The sequence below is a fragment of the Clostridium sp. SGI.024 genome (assembly GCF_050315195.1).
GTDB lineage: Bacteria > Bacillota > Clostridia > Clostridiales > Clostridiaceae > Clostridium.
Genome location: NZ_JBNPON010000052.1, coordinates 1 through 25,680, shown reverse-complemented (window position 1 = coordinate 25,680; position 25,680 = coordinate 1). Strand labels below are relative to the sequence as shown.

General features: G+C 26.9%; 19 protein-coding genes and 1 riboswitch. Of the genes, 15 read left to right on the top strand and 4 right to left on the bottom strand.

The window, feature by feature from the left end; genetic code table 11:
• Nucleotides 1-95: 95 nt before the first annotated feature.
• The 6 genes from ACQRD5_RS13060 (at nucleotide 96) to ACQRD5_RS13035 (ending at nucleotide 8,250) form a co-directional block, all read left to right on the top strand.
• Nucleotides 96-1,052: a hypothetical protein gene (locus ACQRD5_RS13060; protein WP_294364418.1), complete on the top strand. Its 957-nt coding sequence runs from the start codon at nucleotides 96-98 to the stop codon at nucleotides 1,050-1,052.
• A 143-nt stretch (nucleotides 1,053-1,195) separates the two neighbouring features.
• A riboswitch (SAM riboswitch) is annotated at nucleotides 1,196-1,294 on the top strand.
• 69 nt (nucleotides 1,295-1,363) lie between these two features.
• On the top strand, nucleotides 1,364-5,014 hold the full coding sequence (gene metH / locus ACQRD5_RS13055) for a methionine synthase (protein ID WP_294364419.1): 3,651 nt from the start codon (nucleotides 1,364-1,366) through the stop codon (nucleotides 5,012-5,014).
• Between the two features lie 285 nt (nucleotides 5,015-5,299).
• Entirely contained in the window at nucleotides 5,300-6,499 is a 1,200-nt protein-coding gene (locus ACQRD5_RS13050) for an acetate kinase (RefSeq protein WP_291629895.1), read from the top strand.
• A gap of 32 nt (nucleotides 6,500-6,531) precedes the next feature.
• Nucleotides 6,532-6,942, top strand: coding sequence for a PH domain-containing protein (locus ACQRD5_RS13045; RefSeq protein ID WP_320627658.1), 411 nt, complete (start codon nucleotides 6,532-6,534; stop codon nucleotides 6,940-6,942).
• A gap of 150 nt (nucleotides 6,943-7,092) precedes the next feature.
• Nucleotides 7,093-7,284 (top strand): DUF1450 domain-containing protein, encoded by a 192-nt coding sequence (locus tag ACQRD5_RS13040; RefSeq protein WP_291629893.1) that lies wholly within the window; start codon nucleotides 7,093-7,095, stop codon nucleotides 7,282-7,284.
• A gap of 84 nt (nucleotides 7,285-7,368) precedes the next feature.
• The gene (locus ACQRD5_RS13035) at nucleotides 7,369-8,250 is read left to right on the top strand and encodes a DMT family transporter (protein WP_291629891.1); all 882 of its coding nucleotides are present in this window, start codon (nucleotides 7,369-7,371) and stop codon (nucleotides 8,248-8,250) included.
• Between the two features lie 38 nt (nucleotides 8,251-8,288).
• Here the strand turns inward: ACQRD5_RS13035 and ACQRD5_RS13030 are convergent, their stop codons facing one another.
• Both ACQRD5_RS13030 and ACQRD5_RS13025 read right to left on the bottom strand, forming a co-directional pair.
• Entirely contained in the window at nucleotides 8,289-8,726 is a 438-nt protein-coding gene (locus ACQRD5_RS13030) for a GatB/YqeY domain-containing protein (protein ID WP_291629889.1), read from the bottom strand.
• A 102-nt stretch (nucleotides 8,727-8,828) separates the two neighbouring features.
• Entirely contained in the window at nucleotides 8,829-9,689 is an 861-nt protein-coding gene (locus ACQRD5_RS13025; RefSeq protein WP_291629888.1) for a S66 family peptidase, read from the bottom strand.
• 289 nt (nucleotides 9,690-9,978) lie between these two features.
• Between ACQRD5_RS13025 and ACQRD5_RS13020 the strand changes: the two genes are divergently transcribed.
• The 6 genes from ACQRD5_RS13020 to ACQRD5_RS12995 all read left to right on the top strand — a co-directional run bounded on the left by ACQRD5_RS13020 (nucleotide 9,979) and on the right by ACQRD5_RS12995 (nucleotide 21,678).
• Nucleotides 9,979-10,359, top strand: a complete 381-nt coding sequence (locus ACQRD5_RS13020; RefSeq protein ID WP_291629886.1) for a desulfoferrodoxin — start codon at nucleotides 9,979-9,981, stop codon at nucleotides 10,357-10,359.
• Between the two features lie 98 nt (nucleotides 10,360-10,457).
• Complete coding sequence (locus tag ACQRD5_RS13015; protein WP_291629884.1) at nucleotides 10,458-11,618, top strand: MFS transporter; 1,161 nt, start codon at nucleotides 10,458-10,460, stop codon at nucleotides 11,616-11,618.
• Complete coding sequence (locus ACQRD5_RS13010) at nucleotides 11,619-12,308, top strand: M48 family metallopeptidase (protein WP_294363969.1); 690 nt, start codon at nucleotides 11,619-11,621, stop codon at nucleotides 12,306-12,308.
• 130 nt (nucleotides 12,309-12,438) lie between these two features.
• The gene (locus ACQRD5_RS13005) at nucleotides 12,439-12,666 is read left to right on the top strand and encodes a TIGR04540 family protein (protein WP_291629880.1); all 228 of its coding nucleotides are present in this window, start codon (nucleotides 12,439-12,441) and stop codon (nucleotides 12,664-12,666) included.
• Between the two features lie 67 nt (nucleotides 12,667-12,733).
• The gene (locus ACQRD5_RS13000; RefSeq protein ID WP_291629877.1) at nucleotides 12,734-13,381 is read left to right on the top strand and encodes an NUDIX hydrolase; all 648 of its coding nucleotides are present in this window, start codon (nucleotides 12,734-12,736) and stop codon (nucleotides 13,379-13,381) included.
• Between the two features lie 407 nt (nucleotides 13,382-13,788).
• The gene (locus ACQRD5_RS12995; protein ID WP_294168898.1) at nucleotides 13,789-21,678 is read left to right on the top strand and encodes a ZmpA/ZmpB/ZmpC family metallo-endopeptidase-related protein; all 7,890 of its coding nucleotides are present in this window, start codon (nucleotides 13,789-13,791) and stop codon (nucleotides 21,676-21,678) included.
• A gap of 138 nt (nucleotides 21,679-21,816) precedes the next feature.
• On the opposite strand, the gene ACQRD5_RS12990 is transcribed toward ACQRD5_RS12995, so the two are convergent.
• Nucleotides 21,817-23,103 carry an NCS2 family permease gene (locus tag ACQRD5_RS12990; protein WP_291629897.1) on the bottom strand — a complete coding sequence of 429 codons (1,287 nt, stop codon included), beginning with the start codon at nucleotides 23,101-23,103 and terminating at the stop codon, nucleotides 21,817-21,819.
• 291 nt (nucleotides 23,104-23,394) lie between these two features.
• On the opposite strand from ACQRD5_RS12990, the gene ACQRD5_RS12985 reads away from it, so the two are divergent.
• Entirely contained in the window at nucleotides 23,395-23,661 is a 267-nt protein-coding gene (locus ACQRD5_RS12985; protein WP_291629872.1) for a metal-sensing transcriptional repressor, read from the top strand.
• 18 nt (nucleotides 23,662-23,679) lie between these two features.
• Nucleotides 23,680-23,883 carry a heavy-metal-associated domain-containing protein gene (locus ACQRD5_RS12980; RefSeq protein WP_291629870.1) on the top strand — a complete coding sequence of 68 codons (204 nt, stop codon included), beginning with the start codon at nucleotides 23,680-23,682 and terminating at the stop codon, nucleotides 23,881-23,883.
• A gap of 276 nt (nucleotides 23,884-24,159) precedes the next feature.
• On the opposite strand, the gene ACQRD5_RS12975 is transcribed toward ACQRD5_RS12980, so the two are convergent.
• Nucleotides 24,160-24,603 (bottom strand): MarR family winged helix-turn-helix transcriptional regulator, encoded by a 444-nt coding sequence (locus ACQRD5_RS12975; RefSeq protein WP_291629868.1) that lies wholly within the window; start codon nucleotides 24,601-24,603, stop codon nucleotides 24,160-24,162.
• A 148-nt stretch (nucleotides 24,604-24,751) separates the two neighbouring features.
• Here ACQRD5_RS12975 and ACQRD5_RS12970 point away from each other — a divergent pair.
• A partial coding sequence (locus tag ACQRD5_RS12970; RefSeq protein ID WP_427746937.1) for an ABC transporter transmembrane domain-containing protein occupies nucleotides 24,752-25,680 on the top strand: 929 nt, incomplete at its 3' end.

The window sequence follows — 25,680 nt, the reverse complement described above, 5'->3', positions numbered from 1 at the left end:
TTTTATAGGATAAAAGTTTTTAATTATATTATAGTTTAATCTTTTACAATTGATAAGTATAAATGTATAATATTACATGTGCAATAGACAAAGGAGTGATTTGCTTGAAAAGAATTTTTGAATTAACAACAAAAGATATTGAGACAATTAATAAAAATGAATTAAGAGAAATCATTGAGGGATCTGAAGGAAGGACAGTTATGTCTGAATGTATAATAAGTTATACTCCATATATTAAAGAAGTATCTAATTTAGAATTAGCTTCAAGTTTTGGTGCAGATATGTTAACATTAAATACTTTTGATTTTGAAAAACCATTTATCTTTGGTATAGATGGAGGAAATATTTTATTAAATGATTTAGGAAAAATAGCACAAGTATATGAAGAAAGTGTAAAAAGAAATTTAAATGATAAAAATTATATAAAAAATATTAAGAAATTAGTTGGAAGATTAATAGGAGTAAATTTAGAACCTGTACCAGAGGGAAGTACATATGAAAAAGGTTTTACATTAAATGAATATAGTCTAAAAAAAGTTAAAGAATATGGGTTTGATTATATTGTAATAACAGGAAATCCAAATACAGGTGTTAATGCTGAGACAATATGTAATGGAATAAAATTAGCTAAGGAAATACTAGGAGAAGATACATTAATTATAGCTGGTAAAATGCATGGGGCAGGTAGTGGAAATATATACGATGAAGAAACTATAAAAGGATTTATAGATGCAGGAGCAGATGTTGTATTAATACCAGCACCTGGTACAGTTCCAGGATTTGATTTATCTTTAGCAAAAGATATAATTTCTATGATACATGATAATGGTGCATTAGCAATGACAACAATTGGGACATCACAAGAAGGTTCAAGTAAATCAGTTATAGAACAAATTGCTTTAAATTCTAAGATGGCAGGAGCAGATATTCAACATATAGGGGATTGTGGAACTTTTGGTATGGCAGTTCCAGAAAATATTATGACATTATCTGTTGCAATAAGAGGAATAAGACATACTTATAGAAGAATGGCTCAATCTATATTAAGATAATAATAAAAATATAAAATACTCTCAAAGTTATAATACTTTTGAGAGTATTTTAGCATTACTTTAATTTAATGGATTATTTATTTAATTTAAAAGAACAAAATTGACTTATTCTCGTAAAAAATATATAATTATATAAATTAAGAATCTTATTATGAGTGGTGGAGGGACTGGCCCTATGAAGCCCAGCAACCTACTTTTTAAGTGTGGTGCCAAATCCAACAGAGAAATCTGAAAAATAAGAGAAATATATTATGAAATTATTAATCTCTTCTTTTTGAAAGAGATTTTTTTATTTTTAAGGGGGTATTATAATGATTTCTAAATTTAAGATAATTGATGATTTAAAAAATAGAATATTAGTTATAGATGGGGCAATGGGAACTAATATTCAAAGCTATATGCTTGATGAGAAAGATTATAGAGGAGATATATTAAAGGATTTTCCCTTTGCTTTAAAAGGAAATAATGATTTATTAAGTGTAACAAATCCTGATATTATAAAAAATATACATAGAGGATTTTTAGAAGCAGGAGCAGATATAATAGAAACAAATACTTTAAATTCAAATTTTATATCACAACGTGATTTTAATTTAGAAGAGCTAGTTTATAAAATGAATTATGAGAGTGCAAAAATTGCTAGAGATTTATGTAATGAATTTGAATTAAAAGATGGAAGAAAAAGATATGTTGCTGGATCAATTGGGCCAACAAATAAAATGGCATCTTTATCACCTGATGTAGAGGATCCAACTTTAAGAAGTGTAAATTTTGATGAATTAAAAGAAGCATATAAAGAACAAGTTAATGCATTGATAGATGGGGGAATAGATATTGTACTAATCGAAACTATTTTTGATTCATTAAATGCACGAGCAGCAATTATTGCTGCAAATGAAGTTTATAAAGAGAAAGGGAATAGCTTACCTATTATGATTTCAGGAACTATTGCTGATAAATCTGGAAGAATATTATCTGGTCAAGATATATTAGCTTTTGCAAATTCTATGAGAAATGATTATATCATATCTATTGGATTAAATTGTTCTTTTGGTGCTAAAGAATTAATGAGTTTTATAAAAGAACTTGCTGAAACACAAGATTTATTTATTTCAGTTTATCCTAATGCAGGATTACCTAACGAACTTGGCTTTTACGATGAATCGCCTAAAGTAACAGCAACTTATATAGAAGAAATGCTAAAGGAAGGATATTTAAATATGGTTGGAGGTTGTTGTGGAACAACTTTTGAGCATATTAAAGAAATATCTAAAGTAGCTAAAAAATATAAACCAAGGGAAATTAAAAAAGTAATTAAAGAAAGTGTATACTGTGGGTTAGAAGTAACTAAGTCAAATAAAGAAATGAATTTTATAAATATAGGAGAAAGAACAAATATTTCAGGTTCTGCAAAATTTGCTAGGCTTATCAAAGAAAAAAATTATGAAGAAGCTTTAAAAATAGCTAAAAATCAAGTGGAAAATGGAGCCCAAATTATAGATGTTAATTTTGATGATGGACTTCTAGATAGTGAATTTGAAATGGAAAATTTCTTGAAATTAATAGCTTCAGATCCAGATATATCAGCAAAACCTATAATGATAGATTCATCAAGGTGGGAAGTAATAGAAAAAGGATTGAAGTCAATTCAAGGAAAACACATTGTAAATTCTATTTCTTTAAAAAATGGAGAAGAAGAATTTATAAAAATAGCAAATATCATTAAGGATTTTGGTGCAGCAGTTGTTGTTATGGCTTTCGATGAAATTGGTCAAGCTGATAATTACGAAAGAAAAATTAATGTTTGTAAAAGGGCTTATGATATATTAGTTAATAAAGTAAATTTTCCTCCAGAAGATATTATATTTGATCCAAATATACTAGCAATAGCAACAGGTATTGAAGAGCATAATAACTATGCAGTGGACTTTATAAATGCAACTAAATGGATAAAGGAAAATCTTCCTAAAGCTAAAGTATCAGGAGGAGTTAGTAATTTATCTTTTGCATTTAGAGGAAATAATAGGGTTAGAGAAGCAATGCATTCAGTTTTTCTATATCATGCAATAAAAAATGGAATGGATATGGGAATCGTAAATCCTGGAATGATTCAAATATATGATGAAATACCAAGTGATTTATTAACACTTGTAGAAGATGTGATTTTTAATAAAAGAAATGATGCTAGTGAACGATTACTAGATGCAGCCAATAATTATAAATCAGATAATATAAAAGAAAAATCAAATAATGAAAATTGGAGAAATTTTTCTTGTAGAGAAAGATTAGAATATTCTTTAGTTAAAGGGATTACAGATTATATAGAGGAAGATTTATCTGAAGCGTTAAATATATATGATAAGGCTTTAAACATAATAGAAGGTCCTTTGATGGAAGGAATGAAGAGAGTAGGAGAATTATTTGGTGATGGAAAAATGTTTTTACCACAGGTTGTAAAATCAGCAAGAGTAATGAAAAAAGCAACTGCATTTTTGACACCTTATATAGATAAAGATGTCTTAGGAAGTTATAAAAAGGATGGTAAAATATTAATAGCTACTGTAAAAGGCGATGTACATGATATTGGTAAAAATATAGTAAGCGTAGTACTATCATGTAACAACTTTGAAGTAATAGACCTTGGCGTAATGGTTCCATGTGAAGAAATACTTAATAGAGCAATTGAAGAAAATGTAGATATAATAGGGTTAAGTGGATTAATTACTCCTTCATTAAATGAAATGATAACAGTTGCAAAAGAAATGGAGAAAAGAGGACTTAAAATACCGCTTATTATAGGTGGTGCTACAACATCAAAGATTCATACGGCTCTAAAAATAGATCCAAGTTATAGTGGACCTGTGATTTATGGATTTGATGCTTCAAAAACAGTAGAAATTTGCAAAACTTTAGTTTCAAAAAATAGAGAGGACTTTATTGATAATACCAAGAATGACTATAAAAGAATAAGAGAAAATTATAATAAATCAAAGCAAGACTATATATCTATTGAAGAAGCTAGGAAAAATAAATTAAAATTAGATTGGAATAGCGAAATAATTAAAAAACCAAATTTTCTAGGAGTTAAATATATTGAAGATTATTCAATAAATGATATTAGGCCATTTATTGATTGGAGTTTTTTCTTTATTGCATGGGGCATGAAAATGAAATATCCTGAGATTCTAGAAGATGAAAAATATGGTAGTGAAGCTAAAAAAATATTAAATGATGCTAATAAATTATTAGATGAATTAGAAATTAATAAAATAGTAAAACCAAGAGGGGTATTTGGTATATTTAGAGCAAATTCATGTGCTGATGACATAGAGTTATATGATGATAAGAATAATATTATTGAAACATTTAATATGTTTAGACAACAAAGAAAAAATGAAAATAATATTTATTTATCATTAAGTGATTATATTGCACCAAAAGAATCTAAAATAGAAGATTACATGGGAGCATTCTTAGTTACTAGTGGAAAAGAAGCTAAAGAATATGCAAATGAATTAAGAGATAATGGTGATGAGTATAATTCAATGTTATTAAATTTTGTTTGTGATAGGTTAGCAGAAGCATTTGCAGAAAAGCTTCATTTAGATCTTAGAAAAAAATATTGGGGATATTCTGAAAATGAAAACTTAAAATTAGATGATGTGCTTAAAGGAAAATATATTGGTATTAGGCCAGCAATTGGTTATCCTTCTCTAAAAGATCAAAAAGAAATAAAAAAGATATTTAGAATCTTAGATGGAGAAAATTATACAGGTGCTAGTATTACAGAAAATTATATGATAGATCCTCCATCATCAGTATGTGGGTTATATTTTGCAAATAAGAATGCAAAATACTTTGATGTTTACAAAATAGATGAAAATCAATTAAGTGACTACTCAAAAAGAAATAATTCTAGTTTAAATGAGTTGAAATTAAGGTTACCATATATATTAGTTTAATGAAATAAAGAGCTGCTTAGGTAGCTCTTTATTTTAGTTTTTTGAAAATTTCTATGTTAAAAAACTAAAATATAGAATATTAAATTTCATCAAAGTATTATTAACAAATAGATTTAAATATTGTTATATAAAAAAATAGTAAAACTACGCTAATTGTAATGAAGTTATAAAAATTTACGAATTTTAAATATTTTCATTAAATATTGAAGAATCTATGAATTTGAATATATGAATTTTTAGTGTATTATATAATTAATAGAATATATATAAAAAAGGAGAGTTTAAATGAAAATTTTAGTTATTAATTGTGGAAGTTCATCTCTAAAATATCAACTAATTGATATGGATACAGAAACTTCATTAGTACAAGGATTAGTCGAAAGAATAGGAATAGATGGATCAATCTTGACTCAAAAGGTAGAAGGAAAAGAAAAATATATTATTCAGGAAGATATGGTTGATCATAAAGTTGCAATAAAACATGTTTTAAATGCACTTATAGATGAGAAAAATGGTGTAATTAAATCAATGGAAGAAATTGGTGCGGTTGGTCATAGGGTTGTTCATGGAGGAGAAAAGTATTCTCAGTCAGTAATAATTGATGAAAATGTTTTAGAATCTATAAGAGATTGTATATCATTAGCTCCATTACATAACCCACCTAATATTATAGGGATTGATGCATGTAGAGAACTTATGCCAAATACACCAATGGTAGCTGTATTTGATACTGCATTTCATCAAACTATGCCAAAGGAAGCGTATATATGTGCCTTACCATATGAATTATATGAAAAGTATGGAATAAGAAAATATGGTTTCCATGGAACATCACATATGTATGTTTCTCAAAAAGTTGCTGAAGTTATGAAAAAAGATATCAAAGACTTAAAGATTATAACTTGTCATTTAGGAAATGGATGCTCACTTGCAGCTATAAAGGGAGGTAAGTCAATAGATACTTCAATGGGCTTTACTCCACTTGCTGGAGTTATGATGGGTACTAGAGCTGGAAGTATAGACCCTTCAGTAATTAGCTTCCTAGTAGAAGAAAAAGGTTATACTATGAATGAAGTAGATGAACTATTAAATAAAAAATCTGGGGTTCTGGGAATATCAGGAGTTTCATCAGATTTCAGAGATGTTTTAGAAGAATCAGAAAAGGGTAATGAAAGAGCTAAACTTGCTTTAGATATATTTAATTACAAAGTAAAAGCACAAATAGCAGCTTACGCTGGTATAATGGGTGGAGTAGATGCTATAGTTTTTACTGCAGGTATTGGAGAAAATTCTTCAATTACAAGAAAAGAATGCTTAAGTGGACTTGAATTCCTTGGATTTAATATAGATGAAAATAAAAATTCAGTAAGAGGAAAAATTCAAGAAATATCAACTGATGATTCAAAGATTAAGGTGTTTGTAATACCTACTAATGAAGAACTTATGATTGCTAGAGAAACAGTGAAATTAGTTAATAATAAATAAAAATAAAAATTAGATAAAGATAGATTCTTTGAATTTGTCTTTATCTAATTTTTTTTTTTATTTTTACAAATATTTTAATTGTATTTATTATAATTCCTTTATGTTTCTTTATTCCAAATAAATTATTATTAATAAAAATTTCTTTAATATCATTCTTAATTTTATACAATATATTTCTTGGCTACCTAGAGTATAGGAATACATCTTTAGGTGTTAATAAGGAGTTATTGGTAGCAAGTAGTGGAAGTAATATAAAAATTACAACTTTAATTAAACAAGAGCACTTACAATCTATAGAAGTTAAAGAAAATCCTTTTCAACGAAGAAAAAATGTATGTGATTTTAAGTTAGACATATATAGCAATAAAATAGGAGATATTGTTGTTGTTAAAAATTTAAATAAGGTTTTGTTAAATACTATTGATAAAAATTTAATTTTATAAAATGAAATATTAAGAAACTTATACTAAAAATAAGATAATAAAAGGATATGAAAGAAAATAAGAATTATTTAATAAAATTGGGATTTGAGAAAAATTAATACTATTAATATAATTACCTTATAAAATAGCAATATAAAAGGAGAATAAATTATGATAACAGTATGTCCAGTTTGTTCAGGAATAGACACAGATAAATTAGAATTAAAATTTGGAAGTAAAAATGTTGAAGTTGGTTGCATAGGAGAATGTGGTGGAAGAGACGGTTTAGTAATAGGATATGCAAATGGAAAATACATTGAAACAGAAACAGAAGAGGATTTTATAAAGAAAGTTGAAGAATAATGAAAAAAACCTTAGAGATGCTTCTAAGGTTTTTTTGATATTTATTTGTTTTCTATGTATTATATACAAGTGAGGAGTGATAAAATGAATAATTTAAGTGATAGGGTTAAGGGCATTATATTTATAACTTTTTCTGCATTTGGATTTGCAGGTATGTCAGCTTTTGTTAAATTAGCTGGAGATTTACCATCTTTTCAAAAAACATTTTTTAGAAATTTAGTTTCATGTATAATTGCTTTAGCTTTTATTATTAAAAATAAAGAGAGTTTTTTTGGTAAAAAGGATAGTCAAAAGTTATTAATATTAAGATCAACATTAGGAACTATTGGAATAGTGTTAAACTACTACTCTATAGATAAATTAATACTTTCAGATGCTAATATGTTAAATAAACTAAGTCCATTTTTTGTAATTATTTTTTCTGCCTTATTCCTTAGAGAAAAAATTAATTTTAAACAAATTATATCAATTGTTATTGCATTTATAGGTGTAATATTTATTATTAAGCCAACTTTTAATATGGATGTTTTCCCATTTATAATTGGTATTTTAGGAGCTATTTTTGCAGCAGGTGCATATACGTGCCTTAGAACTTTAGGAAATAAAGAAAAACATTATACGGTTGTATTCTATTTTTCTTTATTTTCATTAATTGTAATTTTTCCTTTTATGATATTTGTATATAAACCTATGTCTATGTTGCAATTACTTTATTTACTATTGGCTGGTGTATTTGCTAGTATAGGTCAATTTGGAATTACCATAGCTTATAAGTATGCTCCAGCTAAAGAAATATCAATATTTGATTATTCAAATATAATATTTTCTGCCATAATTAGTTTTATGATTTTTGGAGTATTGCCTGATGCTTTAAGCTTTATAGGATATGGAATAATTTTTATAGCTTCTTTATATATGTTTATTTACAATAAAAAGTTAGATAAGATAGAAATAAGTAAAAAATAGTTTAAATAAAAAATCCTCCAAATTAAGGAGGATTTTTTTTATTTAAGTAATTCTTTTACCATAGGATTTATTTTAGATCTATCAAATTTTCCATTTACTTTTGGCATTATTTCTTTCATTATCTTACCCATATCAGATGCTCCATAATTGCCATTAGTAATTATTTCTTTAAGCATATCTTTAACTTCTTCTTCACTTAATTGAGCTGGTAGATAAGGAGTAAGTAAATTAATAGCAAAATTACCTTCTTGTATTTTTTCTTCATCATTAAGTTGTATTGCATATTGAAGTGCTTCTTTTAATTGCTTAATTTGTTTTTCAATTATCTTAATAACAACTTCATCAGTAATATCTTTTCTTTCATTAACTTCGTATGCCTTAATTTCGGAATTAACTAATCTTAATACATTTACAGTTTGTTTTTCCCTAGCTTTCATAGCTGATATTTCATTCTTTTTTAATTCTTCTTTTAACATAAGTTCACCTCTATATAATTAATTATAATAACCATTTAATATTAAGTTACAATTTAAATTATAACTTTAATAAATTATTATTTCAAGAATGGAAAAGTATAACTATTTTAATATTACCTTTTTACCAATAGGAATAGCCTTTGAATCAGAACCATGACCTAATTCAGAAGTTTTAACAATTGGGAAGCTATATTCATTTAATTTTTCTAAGAAATAATTTTTAACTTCAATATTGCTATATGTTTTTTCCATTTCAGTGAAGGTTCCTAGAATAAGTCCACTAATTTTTGAAAAAGCACCAAGTTGTTTATATTGAGCTATAAAAGTTGATATTTTATTTATATCACCACTTAGAGCTTCTAAAAATAATATTTTATTATCAAATGATGGCATATAGTCAGTTCCTGCTAATTTTAGAAAACAACGAATATTCCCACCTATTATTATACCTTTCATATAATTTCCCTTTATAAAATTATAATTAAAAGAATTAATTACTTCCTCTTCTTTTAAGAAATGTTCAATAAAATAATCTTTTTGTAAAATAGAATTTTCTCTTACCAAATTTCTTAATTGATAATTATAATTTGGAATATTTGTTTTTTTATATAAAGCGTTGATTAATACAGTTAAGTCACTATATCCTATAAATGGTTTTTTAGTTTTGCATATATCACTATAATTTAAATAATCTAAGATTTCATTACATAAATCTCCACCTGATAAATCAAAAATTGCTTTAATATTATTGTCATTATAAAATTTCATAAGTTCCTTAGCTCTAAATTTTGCAGGTAAGGTTGTACCATCTATATTGCTAAATAAAGCTTCAGAAATAACAACATTGATATTTAATGAATTTAGTAGATTGACTAAAGTATTAATTTTATCTTTAATATTATTATTTAATCCATTTGAACAAGATATTAATCCAATTGTATCATTATATTTTATAATACTCATTTTTATCTCCTTAAAAATATTATTAATTATAATTATAAGTATAAATATATTTATAATAAAATCAAATAAACAATTATATAATTAAATAATAAATAGTTTTTTATAATAATCTATATGATACAGGTTAAACTGGTGGATTTATGAAATATATACTTTATGTAAGTAAGATTTGTAGTTAAATAAGAAATTTATAAGAATGGATTGTTAAGATATAATAATAATTTGTAAAGATGAAATAAAAGGAGTATAATAAATATATAATAATTATTATTAAGAAGGAGTGAATTATATGTTAGAAAAGTTACAAGTTTATAAATGCGATATATGCGGTAATATGGTAGAAGTATTAAATGTTGGAGGTGGAACATTAACATGTTGTGGTAAACCTATGACATTATTAACTGAAAATACAGTTGATGCTGCAGTTGAAAAACATATTCCAGTTGCTGAAGAAAAGGATGGAGAACTTTTAGTTAAAGTTGGTGAAGTAGAACATCCAATGTTAGCTGAACACTTTATTCAATGGGTAGAAGTTATTACTAAAGATGGGCAAGTTCTTAGAAAACATCTAAATCCAGATGAAAAACCTGAAGCTAGATTTAAGGTTAATGGAGATGTAGATAGAGTTAGAGAATACTGTAATCTACATGGGTTGTGGAGTAACAAGTAAAAAGATTGTAAATTTTAGGCTATCCTTAAAAGATAGCCTTTTATATTTTAAAAAGTTATAATATTATATAATTAATAATTTGCAGGAGGGTAATACTAATGAAAAAATATTATGGCATGACAACTTTTTTGACATTTGGTATTTTTAGTATCTTAACAACATTTTATTTTCCTTATTTAAATCAGGAGATAGGTCTTAATCTTAGTGAGGTTGGTAGAATAGTTTCAATTGGAGCTCTATTTACTTTAATATGTCAGCCTATATTATCTAATAAGTTTTCAAAATCAAAGAATAAAAATAGATTTATTCTAGGATATTTAGTCCTTGTATTTATAGCTATAATTGGACTTATGTTTTTAAATAAAGATTTAACTATAGTATATGCACCTATTTATGGAGCAGTATTAGGTTCTTTAGCAGGAATTTTTGAAGTTTATATTGAAGAATTATGTATAAATAGTAGGTATGAATTTTCTGATGTAAGAAAATGGGGCTCTATCGGATACGCAATAATAGTATTTATTTCAGGAATTATAATTAATAAATTTGGATATAGAATTCTTCACTTACTTGCTTTAATTATGATAGTAACAATGATTAGCATTATATTATTAAAGTTTAAAGGGAATATTATTGTTAAAGAAAACCCTAATAAAGTGAAATTTGTTGATTTATTTAAAAATAAAAATATAATTTTACTTATTATTGTTGTATTTTTAGGAATGGGAAGTTATATGGGACTAGATTTTGCATATTCTTCTTATTTAGTGAAAATAGTTGGAGATGTAAATAGTGCAAATGAAATATATAGTGGTTCTATAAGCTTTAGAGTAGTTATAGAATTCTTTTCTTTTATGATAATTTCAAAGTATCTAAGTAATTCAAACAGCAAAAAATGCTTAACTATTGCATTAACTATTGCAGCACTTAAGATACTTATGTTTTCAACTGGAAATGTTATTTTAATAGTTTTAGGAGATCAATTACATGGCATTATGTATGGACTATATTTAAGTTTCTTATTTAAATATTTAAGAGATATTCTAAATGATGAGTTAATAGCTACTTCATTTGCTGTATTATCAGTTTTAAGCACTGGAGGATCAAACTTTATATATCCATCTATATATACTTTTGTTGAGAGTATTTTTGGATATTTTGGAATGTACCTTTTAGGTTTTATATTGTTAGTACTTTCTGTTATTATTTTCTTCATATTCTTACCTAATCCAAAAAAGATGAAAAAAGGATATAATTAAATGTATAGGAATATTAAAATACATGATAAAGTCATTAATTATAAATTGACATTTAAGAATAAGAAAAACTTATCTATGAAATTAGATTCTAATGGAGAATTAATAGTATATGCACCTATTGGGATAACTGTAGAATATATAGAAAAGATATTACTTAGTAAAGAAAAATGGATAATAACGAACATTAATAAAATAGAAAATAGTAATATAAATACTAACGATACAATATTTTTTTTAGGTAGGAAATTTAAGTCCAAAATAGAATTGTCAGAAAGTGATTATATATATCTTAATGGAGATGTAATATTAATCAAATCTAAAAATTTAGAGACTTTATATGTAGATAGATTATTATCAAATTGGTATAAAGTACAAGCAAATATAATTATAAAAGAGAGGGTAAAGGAATTATCAAAGAAATGTTGTTTATTCCCATCAAAAATCATAATTAAAAATAAGAAGACTAGATGGGGAAGTTGTAATAGCAATAAGGAAATTCGTTTAAACTGGAGGCTTATATTAATGCCTTATTATGTTATGGATTATATAATAATTCATGAACTTTGTCACATAAAATACATGAATCATTCAAAGGATTTTTGGAATTTAGTAGATAAGTATATAATAAATTATAATGAAGCTGAAAAGTGGCTTAAAGAAAATGGAATTATATTAAAGAAAATTAATTAAATATTACTATAAATATGAATTTTATCTTTATATAGATTTTTAAATAAAGTAGCTTAAAATATACTAGAAAAAATCATAATTTAACATTATAATATTTTTATAATTTTAATTAATACACAAGGAGATGAATATGAGAACTGTATATAGAAATCCAAAGGAATTAGCAACTTGTTTAAAGGATTTAGTAGACAATTATTTAGAGTTTTTAATAAGTTATGATGAACTAAAAGAAAAAGTAAATAAAATAGTTTCTGCTAATGGTGAAAGAGTTTATAGAGATGGTAAAATATCTTTAAAACTATATCCTTATTTAGGGGATGAGAGAGTAGAGATTATTAATAAAATTGTAGAAGAATAGAATTTATTTATGCCTCCCTAGAATTAATTAACTAAGGAGGCTTTATTATAATATAAGGAAGAGAGATATGTTAGATAAAATAATTGAAAAATTTAATAATTATAGTCCATACATTAATGGATGGAGTAATATGAAAAGAGCTGCTGTTGCAATATTACTTGTAGATATAGAAGAAGAAACTAAAATATTATTTCAAGTAAGAGCATTAAATATGAGGAGTCAGCCTGGTGATATATCTTTGCCAGGTGGAAAAATTGAGAGTATTGAGAGTCCTAAAGAAGCTGTGAAGAGGGAAGTTTGTGAGGAATTAGGTCTAGAAGAAGATGATTTTGAAATAGTAACCCCATTAGATGTACTAGTTACTCATTATGGATTAATTGTCCATCCATTTTTAGGTTATATCAAAAATTATAATAATATAAAAATTAATAAAGATGAGGTTGATCATATATTCTTGGCATCAATTAACAATTTATTGAAAGTAAATCCAATAAAAGATATAAGTAAGATAAATGTTGATAGAAATAAGGACTTTCCATACTATTTAATAAAAGATGGAGAAAATTATAAATTTAAAGAAGGATTATATAGATCTTTATTTTATAATTATGATAACTATACAATATGGGGAATGACAGCTTTAATTATAGAGAATTTTCTGAATTATACAAAAAGTCCTGTTTCACAATATAAATTTAAAGAAGAATCTCCTTAAGAAGTTTCTATCTATTTTATGAACTAATAATGCATGGTATATTCAGAAAATTTTTGTAAATAAGAATCAATTTTTTTCTCTAGATATATTTATATTTAATATGGCGTTATAATTAAATCACTAATTAGAAAATTAAATATAATCTGTCACATAATCGAAAATTCAAAATATTTTATGTGTAATTACTTTTGTGATATGTGAAAGGGGTGAATAATACTATATATCACAATGTCATATGAGTAAAGACAAAAAAATTAAGGTTAGATGCTTTAGCACTAGCCATATTGAAACAACACATACATAAAACTGTATGAATGGCCTTTTTTGATAAACATGAAACATATGTTTATAAGGAAAAGCAAGATGTGTTGATTTAGAGATTGTGAAATGAACGAAAGGAGAAAATTATGAGAAAAATTAAACGAGTTCTTATTTGCATTCTTGGTTTTGTTATTCTAAGCGTGTCGTGTATCACTGCAAACGCAACATCAGAAATAAGGTCTATTCTAGGAAATGAAAATACAGATTCTAATGTTGATCGTATGATAGAAATGAAAGATATACTAGACGTAACTTTATATAGAAAACAAACCGATCCAACTTCAGGAGAAGTAAAATATAGTGAAGTAAGTGACATTGAACATATTTACATAAAATATTACTCAAATCAATTCTTAGCAAGAGTTCAAATGAAGGATTTGCCAGACTTTTATGCTCCTGTTAAAGGTTGCAGAATAGAAAATAACAAATGCTATTTAGAGATTGAATATGAAAATGTAACACAATATACAAATGATGGACAACAGCAAAATAAACTTGAAGTTCTTTATGGAGATGTGGACGGCAATTATGCAAGGAGCAATTCTTTCTCAAGTTTAATGTCTAGAATCAAAGCTAATCCATATGGAACATTTGTTTTAACAAGAGATTATGATGCTTCTGCGTATGTAGGTGATAGAACATCATTGGCAGGAGAAAACTTTGAGTTTCAAGGGACAATAGATGGAAATGGACATACCATTTATAATTTAAATGGACCACTGTTTGATATTCTTGACAATGCAACCATTAAGAATTTAAATCTTGAAAATATTCATTTAGCAAATGAAGGAGCTATGAAAGCAGGAGAAAAATCTACCATTAAAGGAGCTGCTCTTGCAAATACTGCATATGATGGTACGAATATTCTCAATGTTCATGTAAAAGATTTAACAATTATTACTCGATGGATTGGTATCAAATATGGTGGGATTATCGGACAAGCATATGGTGGGGACAATGAGGTTACAATTAAAGAGAGTAGTGTAACCAATCTTAAAATAAAAGGTAGTGCCCCTCAAGATTCCGAAGATGCTCAAGCTGGTGGAATAGCAGGAGTAATTCAAGAAACTGTAATAGAAGATTGCTATGTAGAAGGCTCCATAACAGGAAAGAATGGAGTTGGAGGAATTGTAGGAGCAATCAATGAAAGACAACCATCAGGAACAAGCAGCACAATAAAACATAATATTGCTAAAGTAAATATAAACTCTAGTTCAGGTGGAGCTGGCGGTATTTTAGGACTTGGAAGAAGCGATGTTACTTTAACACAAAACATTAGTTTAAGTACAGGAACTGGAGGAAAGCGAATTTATGGATCAGGAAATGTTACACTTGATGGCATAAATATTGCAATCAGTGAATCTACACTTAATCAAAATACAGAAAGCAATATAAATACAATATCTAAGAATGATCTTTCATCAGAAAATTTAAATCAATTAGGATTTAGTGAAACTAAATGGAATTTCAATGATTTTAGCTATGACAATTTACCAACGCTAAAAAATAACGATCCAAGAAATACACTAGAAGGTGAGTTAAGAAGTAAAAACATTTATATTCCAAATTATGAAATACTAAAACAAAATGCAGATTATAATCCAAATAAGCAAATTGCATATAGCAACTTATACAAATTAATGCCATTTTATGATTCTAAATATCTAATAATTGATGGCAAAAAAATCAGTGAAGATCATATTTTAAATCAAAAAATTATCAATACAGTTTTGGCATTTGATGTAAATAATGAAGTTATGATGTATCTTACAGAAGAAAATTATGATGATATCAAATCAATTAGAATTGTATTTGAAGATGGTACGACAGAAGACTATAATGTAACTTATAAATACAAAAATACAGCGCAGCCTACAAAGATGTATGGTAGGGTGGCGATGTACAAGATAGATGACTTAGGTATTGAATATAATTATAATCGATATATTATCAAGCAAGATGCTAAAATTGTAAATGATTTAGTTAATTATATAAAAAGTTTAGAATACGACAAAGATTTAAAAAGTTTTGTAGACCTTCAAGCATACGATAAACGAGGTTATGCTGTTTTAAAATCATACTTTAATGATGTTGTAAGAACAGAAGAAAATGCTAGAGAATTTGTAATGAATTTATTGTCAAATGTGGACGGATATAGTGTCACTAGAGAAGATAACATATTAAACTATGCAATCAATCAAAAGGTAATTAATAATCAACAATTTAAGAAGGTTTTATTTGCATATAATTACTATTCTCGTTTTTATGGTATAGAAATGGGTGGTACAACTGTAAGTGATGTTCTATTATTTAAAGGTAATATATATCGACCAAATATAACATTCAATAATGTTATAGATGATTTCTGGAATTCTAGACATAAATCTGCTCATGTTATTTATTTAGAATATAGAGATAACTTAGGCCCTCTTATTGGAATGAATTCACAAGGTGATATGATAGAAAGAGCTGTTCATGCATTAACAAATTATGAAGACCCAAATGAATGGTTTACAGATTACTTTGGTTCTAGAAATCTTTTAACAGAGTCAGCAGCAAAAGACTATAAGAACACAGTAGATTATCGCGCGTGGACACAAATAAAGAAACAACCTAAATATATAATGAATATTTTAACATTACCAAAAAACACAGGTTTCATTGTGTCAGCTCCAGGTACATTCTTAGTTGGTTCACAAATGGTGTATATTCAAGATCCAACTGATAAAACTCAGCAAGACAGACTACTTGTGAGTATGAAGAAATTTGGTGATCAAATAGCTAATTTCTATAATAATGTATCAGGTATTACAGGTGTTTCTTACCTAAATAAATATGCTGATATACAAATTGACTCAATTAATGTAAATAAATATGGATCACAATCAAATGGAAATTGTACAGATCCATTCCATAAAAATTTTAATGATTTACTAGATGAGTGGTTCAGAGCAAGTGGTGCTTCAGCATATGCAACTGATGGTGTAATCAGTTATGCGAGTCCTGCACTTTATAATTATGCTAATTTTTGGACACACGAAATTGGACATAACCAATCATATAAACTATTTTTTAAAGGAAATGGATTTAGACCTATTGGGGGAAATAATAATTCTAATTTAGGTACAGAAGATTATACAGATGGACATACAACACAGTCTTTTGGCGATGGAGAAGTAAACTGGAATTTGAGTTACGACTTTACACCAGACAGACTAGTAACAACAAACTTAACACAAAATAGAATTAATTCTGTTGAAAAAATTGACAGCTACTATAAAGGCATGTATGAAGCCATTGATTTCTTAGACTATGTGGAAGCAATAGCTTTCTTGAAGTTAACACCAGAAGAACAAGCAAAAGTAGCAGTACAAGTGCAATATCCAAATGCTAATAACCATTCAACAGTAAGTTGGAAAAAAATAACTGAAGCAGATTTTAAAGCAATGAACTTACAAACTGTTGGAGATTTATGGGATAATAGAATAGCAATTCGCCCTGGTGTAACAAGTTCATGGACACAGGATGGTGGAGGAAGTTATGGATCAGAAGGTATGTATATAAGAAGGTGGTATCAACCTTATAATGATAATGGAAGGACACACTCTTATGGCTTCACATATACAGCATGGCAAATGCTAGGTATGGGTGGATATGAAAATGGATATCTTACATGGTTTACTGGAAAGAGTAGAACAGACTTAGATGCTATTAAGAAAATAACAAAAGATTCTACAATGACTTGGGAAAAATTCAAACAAAAAAGATATGAATTAATGGAAAATAATTTTAATACAATTCCATACATCGATGCAGAAAGCTTAGTGCAAAATTACGTAGAAGCATTAAAAACAGATGCAAGGAATAACGATAGAAATGTTACTTCTAGCACAAATGTAAGAAGAATCAATTACCATTATTTAAAACGTGTAACTAATGATTTTACAAAAGATGTTTTAACTGATAAAAATGATGCTATTCATATATCAACAGCAGAAGAATTCAAAGCAAAGATAATGGAGAATCAAATAGGAGATGCAAGCGGAAATAAGAAATATTATATAGGAAATTATGTATTAGATAAGGATATAGATCTTTCTAACATCCAGTCTGATGGTGGTACCATTATTGATGGATATTTCATGGGTAAATTAGATGGAAATGGTCATAAATTAATAGGTAACAAAGTGCCAATATTTAATAATATAAAATTTGCTAATATTTCTAATTTAACTATTGAAGATAGTCAAATACAAATAACTGATGCATCAAATGAAAAGACAGGTTCATTAGCAAAAGTAGTAGAATACAGTACTCTTAATGGTATAATAGCTAAAAATGTAAATGTAAGTGCAAATAAAGAAACAGGAGCACTTGTTGGAAATATGACAAGTGTTTTAGCACAAGATACTCATGTTACTGGTGTAATAGTATCAGGAACAAATAGAGTTGGAGCCATAGCAGGATATGTTGATAGATCACAAATGCTAGAATGTTCTGCAAATGGAGAAATATCAGCCACAGGTAATGCTGTAGGTGCATTTGTTGGGGAAATTGTAAATAAATCAGTAATCAAAGATTGTTATTCTATAGGAAATGCAAAAGGAAGTAATGATGTAGGTGGATTTATTGGATATGTAAATCAATCTTCTATTATCAATTGCTTTAGTAATGCAAAAGCAGAGGGAACTAGTGGAATTGCAAGCTTCGTAGGACAAACAATTAACAACTCTACATTAAAGAATAACATTACATTAGTAAATCAATTCAAGGGATATAAATTTGATGGAAGAACAGGAAATGATAAATTTGTAAATTTCAGCGGAAACTATGAAAATGAAGGAAATGTAGGAACTTCTACAAGAGAGAGAACAACGGCTGTTAACTTTGATGGAAAAATAGATATAGCCTCTGAAGCACAAGTTAAAACAGAAAATTTCTATACAGAAACTTTAAAGTGGAATGCTGAAATATGGGACTTCAGTAAGGTATCAATTGGAGGAATACCAAAATTAAGAAATTCTGATTTAAATGATAATTCATTATCAGTGAAAACATACCATATTAAAACAGCAGACGAATTTGTAACTAAAATTACAGAAGATCCATATGCAAGATTTGTTTTAGATAATGATATTGACTTTGCCTCTAAAAATAAGATTATTGATGTAGAATTTAGGGGAATTCTTGAAGGTAATAATCATAAATTAATAGGAAATAAAGTACCAATATTTAATAAATTAAATAAAGCAAGGATTACTGGAGTAATCATAAAAGGAAGTAAAATTACATCTGGACAAGATAATGTGGGAGCACTTGCAAAATTAGCAATAAATTCAGAAATAGAAAATGTACACATTACAGAAGCTACAATTACAAATGCAAATAACAAAGTAGGTGGAATAGTAGGATATGCTGAAAACTCAACTTTAAAAGCAAGTAGTAGTAACGCATCCATACTAGCAGGTGGTAATGATGTTGGAGGCTTAGTAGGAGAAATCACAAGCTCTACTATAATCGAAAATTGTTATTCATTAGGATTAGTACAAGGAAACGAAAATGTTGGTGGCCTAGTTGGTAATGTAATAGGATCTTCTATAAAATATAGCTATAGTGCTACTTCAGTAAATGGAATCCACGGAATAGCTGGATTTATAGGACAAGCAACTGAAAACTCTACCATTGAAAATAATGTTGCATTAGGAAATCAAAATAAGCAGTACAAATTTGATGGTAGAACAGAAAACGAACAGTTTGCTAATTATTCTGATAATTATGAATATAGAGATAATAGAGGAAAATCAACATTGTCAAGAGAAGGAATAAACTTTGATGGAAAGATAGGTGTAGTTACAAAAGAACAAATCTCAAGTAAAGAATTCTATACAGAAACTTTAGGTTGGAATGAAAGTATTTGGGACTTATCAAGTGCAACAAATGTATGTACACCTAAACTTAAGAACTTAGATCCAAATGAAACAAAAGCCATTGAGGTTCATAAAGCTGAAATTAACTCTGTAGAAGAATTTATTACAGAATTAACTGCATATCCGAATGGAGAATTCACAATCATGACTGACCTTGATTTCTCTAGTAAAGAATATACTATAGGAAGTGTTTTGATACCAAGAGCATTTGAAGGTACAATCAAAGGTAACGGACATACAATTAGAAATCTGAAGAATGCAACAATATTTGAACAATTTAATGGTGAAGTAGTTAACTTAAATGTAGAGGATTTTAACTATGGAGCAGTATTTTTCACAGGTGAATGGGCACAATATGTTTCAGCAGGACAAAGTAATAGAACACAAAGTAATATAGCAGTTTTTGCTAAGAGATCATTGAATGCAACTTATTCTAATATGAAATTTAATAAAATTACTATGTTTGGACATGACAATGTTGCTGTAGTGACTTCAGTAGATCAAAATTCTACATTTGAAAAAATTAATGTTAGTCAAGCATACTTAAATACTGGTAAAGATAGTGGAGGAAATAAAACATCATTATTTATTAGTGAAAAAACAGGAGGTTTAATTAAGAACTGCTATGTACATGGTGAAATATTTACTATAGGAAAAGATAATGGTGGTATTATTGGTATTTCACATGGAGATGTAACAATTGAAGAAGTAATATCAAATGTTTATGCTTCAAATAAAACAAAAGCAAATGCAGCAACAAATGGATTATTTATTGGAAAAATGGATGCAACAACTGTAATCAAAAACTCTGCTTCACTTGGAACAGAATCAGCAAATGGAACAGGAATAAGTAAATTTGTTGCAACAATAGGAGATATAAGTAAGATTCAAAATTGCTATGAAAATAGTTCATCAAATGGAACTTCACGTGCTAATGGAAATAATATTATAGCAGTAGAAAAAGAACAATTAAAAGATAAAAACTTTTATATAAATACATTAAGCTTTGATGAAACAATTTGGTCATTAAACAACATAGAAGAAAAGCACTATATAGAAAGTGTAAACCCACATGGAATGGGAAGAACAGAAGATTTTCCACTAATGATATTCTTTGGATTAAATGAAGTAATTAATGATACGAATCAAGAACTTATTAATGATGATGTAATTATTGATGATGTAATTACTGATGAAGTTGAAGAACTTACTAATATTGCTTTAAATAAGAATATTACTGGCTCAGCAAGTCAAAGTGGAAAACCAGCATCTAATGTTGTAGATGGAGATGTAAATTCTTTATGGATAAGTGATAATGGAGCTGTACCAGCTAATGTAAGTATAGATTTAGATGGTGAAAAGTATGTAGATCATATAAATTTACATTTTGAAAAAGCTGGCTTCAGATTCCAATTCATGGTTGAGGTTGAAGATAAAGATGGAAATAAAACAATTGTACTAGATAAAAGAAATAATACTGGAGATAATGAGAGATCTTATAAAATTCCAGTTGGTTATAATGCATCAAAGGTACATGTAACAATAACAGGAAAGGCTTCAGGTGGATCATTCCCAGGAGCATGGGCAGCATTAGCTGAAGTTGAAGTAATGGGTAAAAGTGCACAAGAATTTACCAATATTGCTTTAAGTAAAAATATTACTGGCTCAGTAAGTCAAAGTGGAAAACCAGCATCTAATGTTGTAGATGGTAATTTAGATTCTTTATGGATAAGTGATAAAGGAGCAATGCCAGCTAATGTAAGCATAGATTTAGATGGTGAAAAGTATGTAGATCATATAAATTTACATTTTGAAAAAGCTGGCTTCAGATTCCAATTCATGGTTGAAGTTGAAGATAAAGATGGAAATAAAACAATTGTACTAGATAAAAGAAATAATACTGGAGATAATGAAAGATCTTATAAAATTCCAGTTATCTCTAACGCGTCAAAGATACATGTAACAATAACAGGAAAAGCTGAAGGGGGATCATTCCCAGGAGCGTGGGCAGCATTAGCAGAAGTTGAAGTAATGAGCTCTAAGCAATAAGTTTAAAGCTAAATTGTCAAAAAACCGTAAATAATTATACTAAATTTTAACTCCAAGTAGAAAGCAGTGTGCTACTACTTGGAGTTTATTTTATCACTTTAAATTTTAAATTAGTATGGGTGTTTTTTTAAGTTACCATTATATAGCATTAAGTAAAAGATAAATAATAAATGTAAATGAAATTAAGTACATTACTATAGAAATATCTTTATATTTTTTTGTAGCAATTTTCATAATTGTATATGAAATAAATCCAAAGGCGATTCCATCAATTATACTAAAGGTCAATGGGATTAAAACTATTATTAAAAAGCTAGGAATTGCTTCAGAAATATCATTAAAATCAATGTGAATTATTCCTTTTATCATTAAGCTTCCTATTATTATTAATATCGGCGCAATAACTTCATTAGGAATTATATTAATAAAAGGAATAAATAATAATGATATTAATAATAATAGTCCAGATATCAATGAAGTAAGTCCTGTTTTTCCTCCAGCTGCTATACCAGCAGTCCCTTCAACTGTAGATACAGATGGGCTCGTTCCAAGCAGTCCACAACCTATTGTTGATAAGGCTATTGCATTTAATGCTTTATTTTGTTTTTGAGGAGACTTTAAGAGCCCATTAATTTGTCCATGTAACAATCCTATATTCTCAAATACTAAGACTAAAGTTAAAGAAAATGTTGATATCCAAAATTTAATATTTAATATTTCACTTAAGTCAATATTAAAAAAAATATTTTTATATTCTTCAAACTTCGGCAATGAAAAGGATAAATTTGATATATCAACAAATTTGAATATTATTGCTATTATAGTTCCAGCCATTATACTAATTAAAAAGTTTCCTGGAACATTCTTAGCAAATAATACTACTGTTAAAATAAATATAAAAATAAAAAATAAGATTCTTGGATCAGATAAATCTCCTATTTTTACTATTGTAGAAGGATCTGATACAATAAGTCCACTTTTTTGAAGACCTAGGAAGGTTATAAAAAAACCTATTCCAATAGTGATTGATTCTTTTAAGGAATTTGGAATTGACTTATCTAAGATTTTAGATAAGGGTGTAATGGCAATTAATAAAAATAGTACACCAGCCATAACAACACTACCTAAAGCTTGATTGAAAGTTAATCCCATACCTAATACAATTGTATAAGTAAATAAAGCATTAATCCCCATTCCAGGCATTAATACTAGTGGGGTATTACTTATTATTGCAATTAATAAGCAACCTATAAAAGAAGCTAATACTGTTGCTATTATCAGTGGTTCTTGTGCTATACCTCCATCACTTAAAATACTTGCATTAACTACAATAATATATACTGCAGCAAAAAAAGAAGTTAAACCAGCTATAAGCTCAGTTTTAAGATTTGTTTTATGTTCTTTTAGTTTGAATATTTTGTCCATCCTTTCTGTAAAACCTCTTTTCATATCCCTCACCCACCCACATCATTGATGCGTTACTATTATATCATTAAATTTAATTTATTAAATAATAAAACTAAAAAAAATTATAAAAATCGACAAAAATATAGATATTTTAAATAACCTTAATCTATTTATAAAATTATTTATTCTAGCATCAAATTTGTATAATTTTCTTAGTATTTTGAAATAATAGTTATAGGGCTATATGTTGACAAACTTTTTCTAAATACTATAATTTATATATACCCCATTGGGGTGGGGAGGTGTACTATGAAAGAAAATAGAAAAAAGGCTATGCAATCTTTAAAAACAGCTAGGGGACAGATTGATGGAATTATAAAAATGATAGAGGAAGATAGATATTGTATTGATATTTCTAATCAAATTTTTGCAGCACAATCTCTATTGAAGAAGGCTAATTTAATAATTTTAGAAAATCATTTATCACATTGTGTTAAAGACGCATGCATAAGTGGCAATGGTGATGAAAAAATCAATGAAATTATGAAGATATTAGATAAAGTCATAACAAGATAGTAAAAAGGAGAAGTTAATATGAAAAAGATAATTAATATAGAAGGAATGAGCTGTAATCATTGTGTAGCTCATGTAAAAGAAGCTTTAGAAGGAATAAAAGGAGTAAATACATTAGATGTTAGTTTAGAGGGGAAAAATGCTATAGTTGAAACTGAAGTTGATAACGATGTTTTAATTAATGTTATAGAAGAAGAGGGATATGAAGTTACATCAATAGAATAATATTCTCATTTAAAAATAAATTCATTTTAATAAATAAATTAGAAACTAATCATAAAGATTTATATTTCAATTAAAAATTTCACAATTATGGATACAATAAGTAATTATTATAAATAACATATAAAGAGATAGATATTATATTCTAGTGACTTTGAGTAAAAAATATATAAGAATATAAAATCTATCTCTTTTTTATTCTATAGAAAATTATATTTTTAATAACTGTGAATAGCTTTATGACATTAGTAAAACTCATAGTCCACAAAGTAGATTATTTTATTGAAGCTTTAAAATTATTTCTGTCATATCATTTATTATGGAACTTAATTTTATTAAATCATTATCATCAAGAATAGAGATTTTTTGCATTAAGTTAGATTTCATTTCTAATTTCTTATCATTAATAAATGAATATGCTTTTTCAGTAAGTTCAATATTAATTCTTCTTCTATCATTTGGATCAGTATATCTATGAACAAAACCTTCATTAATTAATTTATCTATGATAGGTGTCATATTAGGTTTAGAAATATCTAAACATTTTGCCACATTAGAAACAGACATTGTTTTTTTCTTTGAAAGATAAAATATTACTTTCATATGTGATGGAGGTATAATACACCCTTTGACCATTTCATCTGGATTTAAAAGTTTATTATGTATAAGAACTAGTAAATCTATTAAATTTTCAGGTAAGTTGTTAATAGCATTATTATTCATATAGCTCCTCCTAAATAAATATCAGTATTATTATAAACTATAAAAAATAATTATACAAGTATAATAGTTATTGACATATAATAGTTATAAAAATATAATTAATATATTATTCAAAATTAATACTCAGCATGAAAGGAGACAAAATAAAATGATGAAGCTAATAAAGTATTTAAAACCATTTATAGGTTCTATCATTGTAATTATAGCATTATTATTTATTCAGGCTATAAGTGAATTATCACTGCCAGACTATATGTCTAATATAGTTAATGTAGGAATTCAACAAGGTGGAATTGAAAATTCAGTGCCTAAAATAATAAGAAAAAGCGAAAAAGAAAAATTATCACTTTTTATTGAAGAAAATGATAATAAGAAAATAGAGGATAATTATAAACTAATTAGTAAAGATAATTTATCATTAAGTGAATATAATGATTATTTAAAAAAATATCCTTTATTAGAACAAGAAGACTTATATGAATTAAATACTAATAATAAAGAAGTCATAGAGGATTTAAGAGGTATCCTAGCAAAACCAGAACTTATAGTTTATGGAATAACTTCTGGAAAGATGGAAGAATTCAATTTTAATAATTCTAATTCACAAATGAATTTGCCAGAAAATACAGATATATTTACAGTTCTTAAGAATTTACCTAAAGATCAAATCAATGAAATGCTAAAAGGTATAAATGAAAAAATAGATGAAATACCTGAAAGTATAGTAGAACAGTCATCTTTGGCTTTTGTGAAGGATGAATATAAAGCGGTTGGAATTGATACGGATAGTTTACAAACAAAATATATATTATTTGCAGGGCTTAAGATGCTTGGAATAGCATTAATAAGTATGGTTGCAACTGTTATTGTTGGATTATTATCTTCAAGAATAGCAGCTGGTCTTGGAAAAACTATTAGAAAAGATGTATTTAAAAAAGTTACAAGTTTTTCAAATGCTGAATTTGATAAATTTTCTACTGCTTCTTTAATTACTAGAAGTACAAATGATATACAACAAATACAAATGCTAATGGTAATGTTATTTAGAATAGTATTTTATGCTCCAATATTAGGAGT

What these genes read in the sequence shown, in the direction of transcription:
- metH (WP_294364419.1), top strand. Translation starts at nt 1,364, where the DNA reads ATGATTTCTAAATTTAAGATAATTGATGATTTAAAAAATAGAATATTA.
- ACQRD5_RS13050 (WP_291629895.1), top strand. Translation starts at nt 5,300, where the DNA reads ATGAAAATTTTAGTTATTAATTGTGGAAGTTCATCTCTAAAATATCAA.
- ACQRD5_RS13040 (WP_291629893.1), top strand. Translation starts at nt 7,093, where the DNA reads ATGATAACAGTATGTCCAGTTTGTTCAGGAATAGACACAGATAAATTA.
- ACQRD5_RS13035 (WP_291629891.1), top strand. Translation starts at nt 7,369, where the DNA reads ATGAATAATTTAAGTGATAGGGTTAAGGGCATTATATTTATAACTTTT.
- ACQRD5_RS13030 (WP_291629889.1), bottom strand. Translation starts at nt 8,726, where the DNA reads ATGTTAAAAGAAGAATTAAAAAAGAATGAAATATCAGCTATGAAAGCT.
- ACQRD5_RS13025 (WP_291629888.1), bottom strand. Translation starts at nt 9,689, where the DNA reads ATGAGTATTATAAAATATAATGATACAATTGGATTAATATCTTGTTCA.
- ACQRD5_RS13020 (WP_291629886.1), top strand. Translation starts at nt 9,979, where the DNA reads ATGTTAGAAAAGTTACAAGTTTATAAATGCGATATATGCGGTAATATG.
- ACQRD5_RS13015 (WP_291629884.1), top strand. Translation starts at nt 10,458, where the DNA reads ATGAAAAAATATTATGGCATGACAACTTTTTTGACATTTGGTATTTTT.
- ACQRD5_RS13010 (WP_294363969.1), top strand. Translation starts at nt 11,619, where the DNA reads ATGTATAGGAATATTAAAATACATGATAAAGTCATTAATTATAAATTG.
- ACQRD5_RS13005 (WP_291629880.1), top strand. Translation starts at nt 12,439, where the DNA reads ATGAGAACTGTATATAGAAATCCAAAGGAATTAGCAACTTGTTTAAAG.
- ACQRD5_RS13000 (WP_291629877.1), top strand. Translation starts at nt 12,734, where the DNA reads ATGTTAGATAAAATAATTGAAAAATTTAATAATTATAGTCCATACATT.
- ACQRD5_RS12995 (WP_294168898.1), top strand. Translation starts at nt 13,789, where the DNA reads ATGAGAAAAATTAAACGAGTTCTTATTTGCATTCTTGGTTTTGTTATT.
- ACQRD5_RS12990 (WP_291629897.1), bottom strand. Translation starts at nt 23,103, where the DNA reads ATGGACAAAATATTCAAACTAAAAGAACATAAAACAAATCTTAAAACT.
- ACQRD5_RS12985 (WP_291629872.1), top strand. Translation starts at nt 23,395, where the DNA reads ATGAAAGAAAATAGAAAAAAGGCTATGCAATCTTTAAAAACAGCTAGG.
- ACQRD5_RS12980 (WP_291629870.1), top strand. Translation starts at nt 23,680, where the DNA reads ATGAAAAAGATAATTAATATAGAAGGAATGAGCTGTAATCATTGTGTA.
- ACQRD5_RS12975 (WP_291629868.1), bottom strand. Translation starts at nt 24,603, where the DNA reads ATGAATAATAATGCTATTAACAACTTACCTGAAAATTTAATAGATTTA.